The sequence below is a fragment of the Holtiella tumoricola genome, from assembly GCF_027857615.1.
Lineage (GTDB): Bacteria > Bacillota > Clostridia > Lachnospirales > Cellulosilyticaceae > Holtiella > Holtiella tumoricola.
This window is the reverse complement of record NZ_JAQIFT010000061.1, coordinates 17,688-33,073: the sequence shown is the minus strand read 5'-3', so window position 1 is coordinate 33,073 and position 15,386 is coordinate 17,688. Positions and strand designations below refer to the sequence as shown.

The following is a 15,386-nucleotide window of genomic DNA, read 5'->3' as shown; positions in this document are numbered from 1 at the left end:
ATATGGGAGGGCTAATGAAAGTATTTAATGGACTAGAGGAACATTTTGATAGATTAAGAGCATGTGAAGATTACATTCAGTTTTTTGAGGAGTTTGCCAAGAAGCAGCACAGCATATCACCCTCTGAATTAAAAGAGGTTATAGAAAAGGTTATAGAAATTACCCAGACATGTCATTATGAGTATGCTCAGATGTGTATATTGAACTGGTTGGCATGGTGTTATAATAGTTTGAATGAATATAAAAAGGCCATTGATTATCGTATGCAGGCACTATTTTATTTTAAGAAACATAAGGAAAAGAAGCGTTTACCTGCAATCTATAATGGATTGTTAGCCGATCATTTGAAATTAGGTGAGTTCGAGTTAGCCATAACCTATGGCTTAGAGGGGATTAAATGTGCAAATGATTTGGGAACGATGGAAGTATTGACTACATTGATTATGAATACCGCTCAAGTTTATATTTTGATGGAGGAGTATGATAAGTCTCTAGAGATGATGACCCTCTTAGAGAGTGGGTTTTATGAGCTCCTGACACAGCATAAGATTACCATCAATCACATGAAGTCCCTTGCTATGTTTGAACTAGGTGATGTAGAAACAGCTGATGAGTTGTGTGGGGAGAATCTTGGTTATTTACAAGATGGGAACTACAAGATTTATGAGGCACAGGTCTTATGTCAAATAGGGATTATCAAATGTAGGAGAGGAGATTATGAAGGCGCGGATCAGGAATTTGAGGCCGCATGTGAGAGTGCGTTGGCGTGCAAGATGGAATTATCCTATATATCTGTATTATCTGAGTGGGCAAAGTGTTATTTGCAAAGAGGAAATGTTGTAGAAGCAGAAGTTAAATTAAGACAAGCTTATGAAAGAGTTGCAGAAACGGAGTTAGTTATAGAGAAGAAAGACATAGAGTATCAACTGAGCCAAGTATATAAGAAGCTAGGTAGATTTGAGGAAGCCTTTGTATTTTTGGAGAAGAGTTATCTCAATCATCAAAATCAATCTACTTATAAGAGTAGTATTTATATGTCTAGATTACAAAATCATCACAAGATACAGGAGGTAGAGGTCTATAAGCTTCTGTATGACCAAATGAATCTTGTATCAGAAGTGGGTAAGAAGATTACCTCTAATTTAAAAATAGAGCGTGCCTTAGAAGCTATTTATAAGGCGATTAAGGAACTCTTAGATGTAGATGAAGTGGGAATTGCCTTATATGATACCAAAGAACGTATGCTAGATTATAAGTTATTTGTGGACAAGGAGAGGTATTTAGATCTAGGAAAGGTGTCTATTGATGCCGAGTACAGCTTTGGCGGTTATTGCATTAGAAATAAGAAGGATATTGTCATTAATGATATAGAAAAGGAATATAGCCACTATGTGAAGTATATGAAATACATAAAGAATGATAGGAAAGCAAGTACTCAGCCCAAGCATTCTGTTCAATCAGCAATCTTTTCTCCTCTTATTATAGAGGATAGGATTATAGGGGTCATGATGCTTCAAAGCTATAAGAAATATACTTATAATATAGAAGATGTCAATAAGCTTAAGATGCTCACTACCTATGTAGCCATAGCCTTAGAAAATGCCAGGTTGTTTGATAAAGTCAAATATTTAGCCAATTATGATGGATTAACAGATGTATTAAATCGAAGAGAAATAATGAAAAGAGGAGAAGTAAGCCTGAAGGCTAATAGGAAAAAGGGCATAAGTACGGGAGTGATTATGCTGGATATTGATCATTTTAAACGTATTAATGACCAGTATGGACATATGGCTGGTGATAGAGTACTTAAGGAGATTGCTGGGATTGCTAAAGGGCATATTGGTAAGAGTGACCTTATTGGGAGATATGGTGGGGAGGAATTTTTGATTATACTTTCTGATGTAGACCAAGTAGCTGCCCAAGCTAGAGCGCAGAAAATCAGAATGCTCATAGAGGCGTACTGTGTTGTAACAGATGAAGGGGTAAGCATAGCGGCAACAGGAAGTTTAGGTGTGGCTGTTGGTAAGGATGAAGAGAAATTAGCAGACATAATCAAGAGAGCAGATGGATATCTCTATGAGGCAAAGGGGCTAGGACGTAATAGAGTTATAGGTGAATTAGAGTATGGCGGAGGACGAAATGAGAACGAAGATTTTAACCACTCAATGGATAGATAATAAAATAGTACAAGCCGTAAGACAGGGACTCGTTATGTGTATACCACTCCTTATGTTAGGGTCCATAGCGCTTGTCTTAAAGACCCTTCCTATAGTGGGTTACCAAGCCTTTTTGCATGGAGATATGGGTAAGGTATTACTTTATTTGCTGGAGCTGATGAGCAAGGATATCTTTGATATTTTATCCTTAGTTTTGGTAGTAAGTATTGCTTATAGTTATGCAGAACTAAGGGAAGAGGAACCCACAACGTGTATTATTATAGCAATCGTTGCTTTATGTGCTTACATCATTTATGCTGTGGGGGACAATGGATTTTCCACAGATATATTTACTATAGCTTGGTTATTTACAAGTATGTGTGTAGCGAGTGCAGCGTCTGTGTTATTTATATGGGTCAAAGGACTTAGAAATAAGATGGGCAAGAAGTATATTCCATGGGCAGATACTAGGGTGCGTATAGCCATGGAGATTACTATACCAAGTATCGTTGTTATTGTCGTGTTTAGTATGTTGAATTATATTATTGTAAACTGGCTTCATAACCCTAATATTCAAGAAGTCTTTTTATATATGGCTAGAAAGATCTTAGGAAGTTTTGAAGGAGGCTGGGTGGCTGCAATAGTCTATGTCTTCTTTTTACAAATCTTTTGGTTTTTTGGTATGCACGGGGGCAATATTTTAGATCCGGTGGCAAAAGAACACTTTGAGACAGGGTTAATAACTAATATTAATGTTTTAGCAAGTGGTGGAGAACCTAGTATTATATTTACCAAAACCTTTTTTGATGTATTTGTTTTCATAGGGGGCTGTGGTAGCCTTCTTTGCTTAGTAATAGCCATTTTATTAAGAGGAAAGAGTACGAAAAGGATAGGGAAACTGTCCATTACCTCTATTTTGTTTAATATTAATGAGATTTTAGTATTTGGGATGCCGATTGTCTTAAATCCGATTATGTTTATACCTTTTATTTTAACACCTCTTGTTTTGACGATCGTATCTTATATCGTATTTAAACTAGGATGGGTGCCTATGACTATTCAAAGTATTTCCTGGGTAACACCTGTATTTATAAGTGGAGCAATGGCAACGCAGTCCTGGGCGGGTGCAGTATTACAATTAGTCAATGTGATTATAGGTGTATGTATTTATATTCCTTTTGTTGAAAGACTAGAAAAAAGACAAGAAGGGATCATCAAAGCAGGTATTGAAGCAGTGACTCAAAATATAAAAGAATTAGAAGAAAGTGGCCAAGAGTGTGTAAAAGTTCAGGGTAAAAATGACTTGATATCTATGAGAAAGTATATGATTAATGATTTAGAGCAAGCATTACATACAGATGCCTTAAATCTGTATTACCAGCCACAACATAATATACATGGTGAACTTATAGGTGTAGAAGCACTGTTAAGATGGAATCATTATGCTGGTGGATTTATTTATCCACCGTTGATTATTGATTTAGCGAGAGAAGGCAATTTGATTGATGAACTAGGCGAATGGGTACTCCAACAAGCATGTAAGGACTTGGAAACGCTTAAATCTTTTACAGATAAATCAATGAAGATGTCTATAAATATTGTAGTAGAGCAACTGAGTCATCCAGCATTAGTAGACCAAATAGAGAACACTCTTGAACGATACAATATATTACCTAGTGAATTAGGGATTGAAATTACAGAGCAAGTTGCCCTAAGACCTACAAAGGAAGTAGAAGGGTTATTGACTAGACTAAGAGGATGTGGTGTGCAAATTTTGATGGATGACTTTGGGATGGGACATAGCTCCATAAGTTATCTGCAGAACATCCAGTTTGATGTGGTTAAGTTAGATGGTTCTCTTGTAAGGGAGGTTCTGCATAACAAACGAAGTAGAGATATTATTGAATCCATTATTAAATTGGCAAAGAGAATGGATTTTGATGTTATAGCTGAATATGTAGAGACAGAAGAACAAAGACAGGTATTAGAAAAGCTAGGATGTAACATTTATCAAGGCTATCTTTATAGCCCAGCGATGCCTTTTAGCGCGTTAACTCAATATGTATCAGACGAAAGGCCCTATACGACCTTTAGAGAGGATATATATAGTAGCATGGTGTATGAGGCTTAAAAAGGAGATTGTCATAAAGATTATGGCAGTCTCCTTTTTATTTAAAATAATTAAATAGGTAACTTTCCAACCGCCATGATTTTTAGACTAGCTGTACAAACATTAATCGCTTGATGAGCCGAGAAGAAGAGAGCAAGTGCATTGTGAGATGTCCGTGCTTCAATAAGTGCAGAGCCTACTAGTGTAGATTGTTGCAGATGAGGACTAGAGCAACTTACATTACACATACTTTCTTCTATAAAATGATCATTGAGCATTAATCCACCATAGAAATGAGTGGTACATTCTAGTTGGTCATAGCAAATGGACCAACTAATGTAGTACACATATCCTGGAGGAAGCAAAATAGTATTATTCTGCAAAGGTAAGGTAGGTAGGCTAGAAAGGGTGAAACACATAGGTAGTGTACCTGATGAGGCGCAAGGTAGATTATTACATAATCTCAATTCAGCATAGATACGTGGAGTACAATCGCATACTCCAGTTGCCCCAGTCGCTCCAGCAGGACCTGTCGCCCCTGTTGGCCCAGTAGATCCCATAGGTCCTGTAGCGCCTGTGGCTCCATTGATGCCATTGGTTCCAGGCAGTCCTATAGGACCCGTCGCGCCAGTAGGACCGATAGTTCCCGTTGGTCCGGTAGGGCCAGTAGGCCCTATGGATCCGTTGATGCCGTTAGCCCCAGCCGCACCAGTGGGTCCGGTAGCTCCCGTTGGTCCAGTAACACCTATAGGACCAATAGCCCCAGTTGGTCCTGTCGCCCCAGTAGCACCCGTAGGACCAATAGTACCAGTGGGTCCCATAACGCCATCGATGCCATTAGCTCCTGTCGCTCCGGTAGGGCATATTGGGCAGCTTGTTGGTAGGATAACAGTAGAAGCAGCAGTGCTTTTTAGGGTTATAGAACGTGTATTATTTTGTGCATCTAGAAAGGTATAGCTTATTTCGCCAGTATTGACAATCATAGTGTTTGCAGTGAGCTTAGGATTGGTTTGAACGGAGAAAGTAATGGTAACACTTTTCCCAGCTGTAAATGAGCCTAAAGGAATACCTGATGCAATGAGTTTATCATCAGCAATAACTTGGTCAATCCGTAAAGTACCAGGGATGATGGTAACTTCTTTGGGTAAGACATCTTTAAAGACAACATCATTGATGGTGGCAGGTCCAGAGTTGGTGAAGGTAAGGGTATATTGTAAGTCATCACCTGCTAAGACAGCAGATAAGTTAACTGTCTTTGGGAAGCTAGTGACAGGTGCAGGTTGCAACTCATAGAGGCTAATATCATCAATAGTAAAGTCATTACCATCTGCAGCGCCTCCTTCACTAATGAAGCGTACAACTAAGTCTGTATTGGCACCACTGTTAAAGACAGTCCCCACTTGATTCCATGTGGGTATGGGCGTAACAACTAAATCAGTAAGTAGATTTTTTGAAAAAATAGGTGTACCATCTGGTGTTTCAATATTGACCTGAAGCTTTGGTAATATAGAGCCTACTTGACCATCTAAGTTACAAATCCAAGTAGAGAAGACATAGTTTGTATTAGACTTGAGTGTTACAGCTTCTTTGAAGATGTATTGACCAGGATAGTTACCATTTACAATTTCCATTCTACCAGTTTCATCACCTGTGGTGTGGTCTGACATATTCCACCAAGTTCCAAAGTTGTGATTGGTAATAGTATTACATACAGAGAATTGTCCATCAGAAGGTCTACCTGTTTGGTATTGAACATATTCAAAGGCATAGTTTACCTTATAAGGTTGAGTAGCGGGACTTGTTTGTACAGGTGTACCATTTGGTAAGGTTCCCCAACAACCATTATCTGCTGAAGTGATTAGGTTATTGCCAATAGTAACATAATTATTGAGAGCTAAAGCATGTTCGCAGTTGGGTGCATCTAAAAAAATTTGATTCGTAATGTCTGTATCCTTAACTTGGATAAATAGAGTGTTGGGTGTAAGTGAGTTAATACGATTAGTCGTTGGTGGGACAGTAGCTATAGCTGTATAAGGAGGATCTTGTGGAACAGATGTTAGCGTTTTTGCTTCAGAGAAGCTAGCTGGTGATGGAGTACCATTAGGTGCTCCCCATGCCTCGATAATTTGATAACTACCTGGATCAACATCTTCTACAGTATAGTTGCCATTGATATCGGTTAAAACAACTACCCCTAGTGCATCGCTACCATTTCCAGCAAGCTGAACAATGATTGGGACTTGGCCTATACCTATATTTGTAGGATCATCTACTTGTGCACTACTCGTAGGATTAAAAAGAACACGTCCGCTTATATTCATTTTTTTACTCCTTTCAAAAATAATTTTCTCTCTATTTTATGCAGTGAGACGATAGCAAGTACCAATAAGGGGGCAGTCAATCAATTTTTTTGAATAATTTCTCATTATAAAGCTATTATTTTGTATAATTGTCAATTTTGTGTTCATGACTGTTCCTTACTCCTGATTAGCTTATAATAGGAAATAAGGAGTGTGATGTATGATGAAACGTGAATTATCCCTTTATGATGTGTATCCAAAAGTTATTCTGGCACATCACGTATCACAAGTAACTATAGCATCGATTGATTATAGTACACAGCTTAAAGAAGGTGGACTTTATAAAGTTGGGATTGTGCCATTATGTAAGGGCTTATACCGTGGGAATCCTTCTTTTGACCAAGTAGAGGTCTGTGTAAAGGATCAAAAGCTTGTCTTTGACTATGCTTTTGGCGATGAGCAAGAATATTATTTACGTGTCTTTGATGAAGCAGGTAATCAGGTTGTACAACTTTCTGTCTATGCGGTAGAACAAGATTTATATGAGCGTCGCCCTTACCGAGGAGACCTACATGTACATAGCTGTTTTTCAGATGGAAAAGAGTCTCCAGAGTTTGTGTGTGGTATGTATAGACAAACAGGCTTTGACTTTTTAGCTATTACAGACCATTATCAGTACGCACCTTCATTACGTGCCATTGAGGCTTACAAAGATGTACCACTAGGGTTGACCATCCTTCCAGGCGAGGAAGTGCATGCACCTGAGAATCCTGTACATATTGTGCACTTTGGCGGGGAGTGGAGTGTAAATGCCTTATTCCAAGGGGATAAGGAGAAGTACTTTGAAGAAGTGGATGCTATTCAAAAGACATTAGTCTGCCCTGAGGGCGTAGATGCCTTTACCTATGCCGCTTGTCTATGGGTGTATAGCAAAATCAAAGAAGCCAATGGGCTATCTATCTTTGCCCATCCTTACTGGATTGCAGATGTGTATAATGTACCTATGGCTTTAAGTATTCACCAGTTTGAGCAAAAACCTTTTGATGCTTTTGAATTATTAGGTGGACAGACAACTCATGAGAACAATATGCAATGGGCACTTTATAATGAGATGCGTGCAAAGGGACTCAATCCTATTCCTATCGTAGGAAGTAGTGATTCTCATTCTGTTTTAACTACAGATTGGTTCAATGAAGCAAAGACTATTGTATTTGCTAAAGGGAAGGATAAAGAGCATCTCTTTGAAGCCATTAGAGGTGGGTATAGTGTGGCTGTAGAGTCTCGTCATGGAGAAAGTGAAAGGGTACATGGGAATTACCGCCTGACCAGTTATGCACGCTTCTTGCTCAGTGAATACTTCCCACTACATGATGCCCTTTGTTTTGAAGAGGGACGTGCGATGTTAGGCTATCTACGCCAGGAGGCAGATGCACCTTTACTATTACAACTCACACAAAAACGTACTGGGGATTTACTTAACAAATGCTTTGGAACATCAATAGAAAGCAGCATATAAGTCTAGAAAACACCAAAAGGCATGATAAGATCAAGAGATCTTATTATGCCTTTTGGTTTATTGGAGAATTTAGAGCATTTGGCTTATATGAAGACTGGTAAGTCTGTTTTGTGAATTATTAATCAGTTTAAAGTGTATAAACACTACATATAATAGAAAAAGTATTCATAAAAATGAAAGTGAATAAGCGGTAAGAAACCTTAAGATTTCGTAAGGTTAGGGAAATTTTGTCAAAATATGTAGACAAGTATTGCTAAAATTATTAATATATTTAATGCGGTATAAAATGAAGAATTACCTACAAATAAAATCATAAACAAGTAAAAAAAGTCATTTAAAACAAGAATAATAAAGTCAGCATATGATTGAGTGTACTATGCTTAAGGGTAAGGGGACAAGGCATGCTAGAGTGAGGTGCAAGAATCACATAGTGTGCTTAGAGAAGTTAATGGTTAAGAGATTAGATAAGATTAAAGCGCTTTGAGTAACACGTTTGATTTTTGTATAAAGAAAGTATGGAGAGTTATATTATAATAATGATTTTATTTGGTGATTTAATTAAATTTTATACACGTAAAATTATAATATAAGGAGTACATATGAAATATCAAAAACGTTTTAAAATATTATTATCAGTAGCTATGGCAACATCTAGTATATGCGTTCCTATTACCACTATTTATGCAGCAGATGAGACGATAGCCTTAAGGGAAACAACACCAAACGTAGAAGCATCTAGTGAAAGCGTTCCTTTGATGGACCCATCTCATCAATTATGTGAAGAAATTGAATCTTTATTTATACAGTCTATAGATAGCATAGATTATAAAATCAAGCTCAAAAGTGCAGAAGCAAAGATTAAGTTATTAAACAATGAAGAAGCGCAAGCATTTTATCAAAAAGAAGTAATGAATATACGTGCTTATAGAGAGGTTGTTAATGAGTATACAACACTTCTTGAAGAGGCAACAGGAGATGTAGAACTTCTTTATAATGGGGGACGTTTAGACCAAATCCAAGAAAAAATGGAAGCGGTACATGGAATGTTACAAGAAGGCAGTCCTCTAAATGAAATGCTTAAAGAAAAAGTAGAAGAAATTAAAGATATTAAGATGCTTTGTAGGAATATCCGTCAAGCCTTAGGCGCATTACAAATCAAAGATTTAGATAATGAGAATGAAATCACTAAAACCGGACATCCCTTTATTGAAATTTTAGAAACGGATAAAAGTGATATCTATGAAGCAATCAGAGAGTTAGAAAGAAAAAATGATAACTTACGAAAAGTAGTAGATGGATTTAGAACTGAATTACAGAATATACAGATTGTAAAGTTTAAAGCCGAACGTGACGCATTAAATGATCAAAAAGATAGAGCTGAAAAATGTATTGATGCAAATAGAGAATGTAAGGTAGCGTCTCTAAATGCATTAAAGGAAGCTTTAGATTTTGCAAATAATGCACCTAATCAAGATCAAAGAAGTGTTTTAATATACCATACAGAAAATCTAGAGAAATGGTATCAAAAAGCTTCTATTGAATGTAAAACAGAAAAAATTCTTGTGCAAAATGAAGTAATGTCCTTAGAATCGTTAAATAAGTTAGCACAAGGATTAAGAGAATCTATAGAAAACAAAGATTTAAGTCAGGAAAGATTAAAATATTTTACTGCTAAATTAGAGGCATTAATCTACGATGCAGAAAAAGAAATATACGAAGTAGCCAAAAAACAACCTAAAGACGAAACAAAAAAAGAAGAACAACCTAAAAAAGAAGAACAACCAAAAGCTGAAGTACAAGTAGAAGTAGCTCCAGCAGTAGCCAAAGAAAAGTCAAAGGCCAAAGAGGTAGTAGCAGCCAAAGAAAAGCCAAAGGCAGAAGTAGCCCCAGCGGTAGCCAAAGAAGAGTCAAAGGCAGAAGTAGCCCCAGCGGTAGCCAAAGAAGAGTCAAAGGCAGAAGTAGCCCCAGTGGTAGCCAAAGAAGAGTCAAAAGCAAAAGTAGCCCCAGTGGTAGCCAAAGAAGAGTCAAAAGCAAAAGTAGCCCCAGTGGTAGCCAAAGAAGAGTCAAAAGCAAAAGTAGCCCCAGCGGTAGCCAAAGAAGAGTCAAAAGCAAAAGTAGCCCCAGCAGCAGTCAAAGAAAAGCCTGCAAACGTTTCAGGTGGAGGGAGTGGAAGTCCTCAACGACAAAAAGCTGAAAAAATAGAGTCAGTATCTACAAGCATTGAAATGAAAGATGTAATTGCTGAAAATGAGATGGACCAGGTAATGAGCAATTTGAGAGATGTTGCTCAAGACCAAGTACATTATAGTGCCATCAAAAAGGTAATTACTAAAGGGTTAATGCAAGGATACACAGATCATAGCTTTAAGCCTACAAAGGAAATTACACGTGCAGAAGCAGCTCAAGTATTAGCGAAACTAATTATAGAACCTGTCCAAGAATCGGTTAAAGATTTAAAAGATATCACACCTGATAAATGGTTTTACAATGGGATACAAAAATGTATCGATGCAAAAATTATGGTGGGCTATGAAGATAATAGCTTTAGACCAAATGGAACCATTACAAAAGCAGAAATTTTAGTAGCAATTTCTAATTTACAAAAGATAGAACCATTACAAGCAGAAGCAGCGGATAAAGTATTAGCAAGATATAAAGACAATGTAAGTATTCCTGATTGGGCAAAAGGTTATATAGCTGCATTAATCGATAAGGGCATGATTCAAGAGGTAAATGATACATTAAATGTAACAGCCCCTCTTACACGTGAACAAATGGCAGGTGTACTAAGCCAAATTATAAAATAAGATTGCATAAACAACGCTGACTTTATTACTCAAAAGGGATTTGTAAAAATTATAGTATGAGGAGTATTTATGAAATATCAAAAGCATTTTAAAATATTATTATCACTAGCCATGACAACACCAGTTGTATTTGTCCCTATTACTAATGTTTACGCAGGAAATGAAACAGTATCTTTAGGAGAAACTGGATATATCTATGATGCAACTGAAACAAGGGAAACACCTTATGAGGAAGATGGAATGGATACATCCTTGTACACAGATCCATATTATACAAGTGATACTTATCTAGAAACACCTCATCCTGATTACCTATTTACACCAGAGTATCCTCATTCAGAATATCCACCTACTCCAGGATATACTCATGAGACAGAATATCCATATACTCCAGGATATACTCATGAGACAGAGTATTCACCTACACCAGGGTATACCCATGAGGCAGAGTATCCATATAACTCAGAGTATATTCATGAAGCAGAATATCCATATACTATGGGAGAGCATTTTATACCAAATACACATAATGAAATAGATAACACTTATTCAAATTATTCTCATAGTGGATTGACAACTTCAGAGGTATATGGAAATGATAAAAGTACTTATGAAGTAAGCAAAGAAAAGTCAGTGGATAACAAGACAGTAAAGATGGAATCAAATGAAGCAAAGGTAGTCCCAACTCCAGCGGCAGAAGCTGTAAAACCAGCTAAAGCAGAAGCTAAAGTAGAACCTAAAGCAGAGAGCAAAGTACAGCCTAAAGTAGAAGCTAAAGTAGAGGGCAAGGTACAGCCTAAAGTGGAAGCTAAAACAGAGGGTAAGGTACAACCTAAAGTGGAAGCTAAAGTAGAGAGCAAAGTAGAATCTAAGACAGAATCTAAAGCAGAAACGATAGTAGAAAAGGTAAAACCTGCTACAGAGGAAGTTAAAGTAGTATCTAAGCATATCGAAATAAAAGATGTTGTTGCTGAAAGTGAAATTGAAGCAGTAATGGGCAAATTAACAGATGTTACTTCAACAAAAGCACCTTATGATGCGATTAAAAAAGTAATGACTAAAGGGCTCATGCAAGGATACAAAGATAATAGCTTTAAGCCTGAAAAAGAAATTACACGTGCAGAAGCAGCTCAAGTGTTAGCAAAACTTATTGCTGAGCCTGTACAAAAGGAAGTTAAAGGGTTAAAAGATATTACACCTAATAAATGGTTCTATAATGCAGTACAAAGATGTGTAGATGCAAAAATTATGGTAGGTTATGAAGATAATAGCTTCAGACCAAATGGAACTATCACAAAGGCAGAAATTTTAGTAGCAGTTTCTAATTTACAAAAGGTAGAGCCACTAGGCAAAGAAGCAGCAGATAAAGTATTAGCAAAATATAAAGATAATGCAAGCATTCCTGTTTGGGCGAAAGGATATGTAGCTGCATTAATCGAAAGTGGTATGATCCAAGAGCTAAATGATACATTAGATGTAACATCTCCTCTTACACGTGAGCAAATGGCAGTCATACTAAGTCAGATTATTAAATAGAGAAATCTAGGTACTATAAGTTTATAACATACTGTAATAAGGGCAACGTGCTTCTCCAACCCATTACTTTTATTACAGTATGTATGAACTATATAGAAAGAATAAAAGTAGAGCTTTAACCTTGTTCATTGACAAATACAAACCCCGTGTTATAATGAGTGAAAGAAGATATTCAGTTAGTAGTTACATATAGTTTATATAATATTTGAGATTCACATGTTATTAGAGATTATATATATCACGCGATATAATCTGTAATAGGATGTGAATTTTTTTATTATAGGCCTCTGTATGAGAGAGGATAAAGGTTGCTTGTTCATAAGGAATAATCAAATAGTGTATTAAACATCAAGATTAAACACTTATTAACAAAAGAAAATTTTAAAATTTAAAAATATAGTTGACAAGACCGACAGCTTGTACTATACTAAACGTAGATATTAAGTAGTGTCGTATAGCTTATATAATGTTTGAGATTCACATGTTATTAGAGATTATATAGATTACTCAATATAGTCTGTAGTATTATGTGAATTTTTATTCGCCTAAATTACAGAAAAATTATATTAGGAGGTACCACAAATGACAGGTACAGTTAAATGGTTTAACGCAGAAAAAGGTTTTGGTTTTATTTCTAGAGAAGATGGCGACGATGTATTCGTACATTTCTCAGCTATCCAAGGAGATGGATTCAAATCTCTTGAAGAAGGACAAAGAGTAAACTTCGATATTACTAAAGGTCCACGTGGCGCACAAGCAGAAAACGTAACAAAAGCATAATTTATGCAAACCTGAAAGGGGTATGATGAGATCATTGATCTTATCATACCCTTTTTTTATTGTTTACAAATAGATAGGTGGTGATAGAGCGACTAAGTGGTCTGGTGGAATTAAATAGGCCCTTAGTCCTGTTCATTGACAAATAGAAAAAGCATGGTATAATAGAGCAAGATATTCAATAGTAGTTAGATATAGTTTATATAATATTTGGGATTCACAGGTTATTAGAGATTATACGTATCACGGGATATAATCTGTAATAAGATGTGAATTTTTTTATTTATAAAAAGAAATGATAGGGAGTGGTTGATTGAGTAAACAAAAGTATAATGAGGTAAATCCAGAATTAGTAAACTCGGTGGTATGTGCCATAGATATTTTAGGGTTTTCACAGATGATTTTAGAATCTTGTCAGTATGGATATGGGAATAAGTTGCTTAAGGAAATAAATTATTTAATTAATAAAAATAAGCAGTGTATTATTCCTAATAAATATAGCCAAGGCAAGATAAAGATTTTTACAGATAATATGGTAGTGGCTTATCCTATAAATCATGACGGGCAAGAGGAGTTAGATGAGATTCTTGACAACGTAGCAGAGTATCAGTTTAACTTAGCCGTAGAAGGGTTATTTGTTAGAGGTGGGTTAAGTATGGGAGACTTCTATATTAATGAAGATATTGTTTTTGGTCCTGCACTTCTTGATGCTCATCACGTAGAGAGTCAGGTGGCGTGCTATCCAAGGATTGTGTTAGATACTCAGACAGTAGAAATGTTGAAAGGCTTTACAAAGGATGATGAGATAGACCTTCAAAATAGTAAGGTTCTCGTTGATAGTGATGGACAATGGTTTTTGAACTATCTTAATACCATCTTTAAGTATTATAAGGAATGCTATACGGCATATGAATTTGAGAAGGTGAAGTATGCTTTGTTAATGCGACATAAGGCAAAGGTGGAAGCAGCGCTAGAAACAAATAAGGGAAATACAAGGGTATGGGATAAATACGTATGGATTGCAGATTATCATAATTATTTTTGTGAATTGCATTATCCAGGTGAGCAGGAATTACACATTGATTAGGCAAGTGGATGAAGGGGAGTAAATGCTTACATGGAGGGGTCTGTGTAGGTAGGTAAAAGAAAAAGGTGTAGGATAAGACTTAGTAATCTTATCCTACACCTTTTATTGTATGTCTAGGTTTCTAGATAGAAATATGATAACGCTCCTTAGAAACTTGACGGTAGTGTTCTACTAAGTGGGTATGGCCTTCAAATTGAAGGAGTGCGATACACAGTTTCATATTTTCTTCGTAACCTTCTTGTCCTAGTTTTAATAAGGCTACAGCTTTACGTGCAAGCAGTGTATGAGCATAATAGGTCCTTTGCGCCTTGCGTGTCAGTTCTATTCCTTTATCTGCATAGTGTAAGGATTGCTTGTAGTCGCCTATAGCAAAGAAGTTATAGGAAAGTAGTCCATGAGCTTTAATACGAAGCTTTGAAGACAGCGTTGAGTCTGGCATAGATAGCAAGTGTAAGAGAATGGCAATACTTTCATCTGTTTTATTAAGATCTAGATAGTTGGCTGCTATTAAATAGAGGAGGCGTAGCTCAATCTCACTAAAGCATAATTCAGAAAGCTTATCAAAGGATAACAGTGATTGTGTACATCTAAGGCCTTTTAGGAATAGATCTATAGAACGTTCGACTTGATTGTTATCCGTATAGGCTTTTATACCTTCTAATAAATAAAGTAACTGGTCTCTTTCAGCAGGAAGTAGTAAGTTACTAGTATCTATAGAACTATTAATTAAGGCGATGGATTCATCACAAAAGGTAACGATCTCTTCAGCATCAATCGTTGACATAATAGGGTCTAGTTGTGTGTAAATATTTTTAAGGGGCTCATTGAAACAATATTCTAAAAAAATCTCTAATAAATCGACTTTATATGCCGATGAAAGAAGTAGAAGGGTGTCTAACTTTGGTAAAACTAGACCTTGCTCGATACGTCTAATGGTATCAATATTAATGCCTGTTTGCTTGCAAATCATAAGTTGAGTAATTTTATTTTGCTTGCGTAAGGTACTGATTTTTTTGCCAAAAGAAGCTAAATGTAAAGAATAGAACAAAGTGATACCTCCTTTAATAACTATATATTATAAACCAAGAATGAATTCG

The 15,386-nt window shown here is 36.4% G+C and carries 9 protein-coding genes; 7 read left to right on the top strand and 2 right to left on the bottom strand.

All coding sequences use genetic code 11. From position 1 onward, the window contains the following. Positions 1–14: 14 nt before the first annotated feature. The gene (locus PBV87_RS16930) at positions 15–2,177 is read left to right on the top strand and encodes a sensor domain-containing diguanylate cyclase (protein WP_271013051.1); all 2,163 of its coding nucleotides are present in this window, start codon (positions 15–17) and stop codon (positions 2,175–2,177) included. Continuing rightward, positions 2,140–4,287 (top strand): EAL domain-containing protein, encoded by a 2,148-nt coding sequence (locus tag PBV87_RS16925; RefSeq protein ID WP_271013050.1) that lies wholly within the window; start codon positions 2,140–2,142, stop codon positions 4,285–4,287. Before PBV87_RS16930 ends, PBV87_RS16925 begins: the two co-directional genes overlap by 38 nt. A gap of 50 nt (positions 4,288–4,337) precedes the next feature. Here PBV87_RS16925 and PBV87_RS16920 read toward each other — a convergent pair whose 3' ends face one another. After that, positions 4,338–6,587 carry a hypothetical protein gene (locus PBV87_RS16920; protein ID WP_271013049.1) on the bottom strand — a complete coding sequence of 750 codons (2,250 nt, stop codon included), beginning with the start codon at positions 6,585–6,587 and terminating at the stop codon, positions 4,338–4,340. A 199-nt stretch (positions 6,588–6,786) separates the two neighbouring features. On the opposite strand from PBV87_RS16920, the gene PBV87_RS16915 reads away from it, so the two are divergent. The 5 genes from PBV87_RS16915 (at position 6,787) to PBV87_RS16895 (ending at position 14,289) form a co-directional block, all read left to right on the top strand. Then, on the top strand, positions 6,787–8,082 hold the full coding sequence (locus PBV87_RS16915) for a PHP domain-containing protein (RefSeq protein WP_271013048.1): 1,296 nt from the start codon (positions 6,787–6,789) through the stop codon (positions 8,080–8,082). Positions 8,083–8,681: 599 nt separating this feature from the next. Further along, a complete protein-coding gene (locus tag PBV87_RS16910) occupies positions 8,682–10,889 on the top strand; it encodes an S-layer homology domain-containing protein (RefSeq protein ID WP_271013047.1) in 2,208 nt (735 codons plus the stop codon). 69 nt (positions 10,890–10,958) lie between these two features. Continuing rightward, positions 10,959–12,425 carry an S-layer homology domain-containing protein gene (locus PBV87_RS16905; RefSeq protein WP_271013046.1) on the top strand — a complete coding sequence of 489 codons (1,467 nt, stop codon included), beginning with the start codon at positions 10,959–10,961 and terminating at the stop codon, positions 12,423–12,425. A 582-nt stretch (positions 12,426–13,007) separates the two neighbouring features. Continuing rightward, entirely contained in the window at positions 13,008–13,205 is a 198-nt protein-coding gene (locus tag PBV87_RS16900; RefSeq protein WP_053983033.1) for a cold shock domain-containing protein, read from the top strand. A gap of 310 nt (positions 13,206–13,515) precedes the next feature. Continuing rightward, positions 13,516–14,289 (top strand): hypothetical protein, encoded by a 774-nt coding sequence (locus PBV87_RS16895; protein WP_271013045.1) that lies wholly within the window; start codon positions 13,516–13,518, stop codon positions 14,287–14,289. Positions 14,290–14,410: 121 nt separating this feature from the next. Here PBV87_RS16895 and PBV87_RS16890 read toward each other — a convergent pair whose 3' ends face one another. Then, the gene (locus PBV87_RS16890; protein WP_271013044.1) at positions 14,411–15,337 is read right to left on the bottom strand and encodes a helix-turn-helix domain-containing protein; all 927 of its coding nucleotides are present in this window, start codon (positions 15,335–15,337) and stop codon (positions 14,411–14,413) included. Between the last annotated feature and the right edge of the window lie 49 nt (positions 15,338–15,386).

Excerpts from the sequence above, each read along its gene's own strand:
- PBV87_RS16905 (WP_271013046.1), top strand. The coding sequence starts at position 10,959 with ATGAAATATCAAAAGCATTTTAAAATATTATTATCACTAGCCATGACA.
- PBV87_RS16930 (WP_271013051.1), top strand. The coding sequence starts at position 15 with ATGAAAGTATTTAATGGACTAGAGGAACATTTTGATAGATTAAGAGCA.
- PBV87_RS16910 (WP_271013047.1), top strand. The coding sequence starts at position 8,682 with ATGAAATATCAAAAACGTTTTAAAATATTATTATCAGTAGCTATGGCA.
- PBV87_RS16915 (WP_271013048.1), top strand. The coding sequence starts at position 6,787 with ATGATGAAACGTGAATTATCCCTTTATGATGTGTATCCAAAAGTTATT.
- PBV87_RS16925 (WP_271013050.1), top strand. The coding sequence starts at position 2,140 with ATGAGAACGAAGATTTTAACCACTCAATGGATAGATAATAAAATAGTA.
- PBV87_RS16920 (WP_271013049.1), bottom strand. The coding sequence starts at position 6,587 with ATGAATATAAGCGGACGTGTTCTTTTTAATCCTACGAGTAGTGCACAA.
- PBV87_RS16900 (WP_053983033.1), top strand. The coding sequence starts at position 13,008 with ATGACAGGTACAGTTAAATGGTTTAACGCAGAAAAAGGTTTTGGTTTT.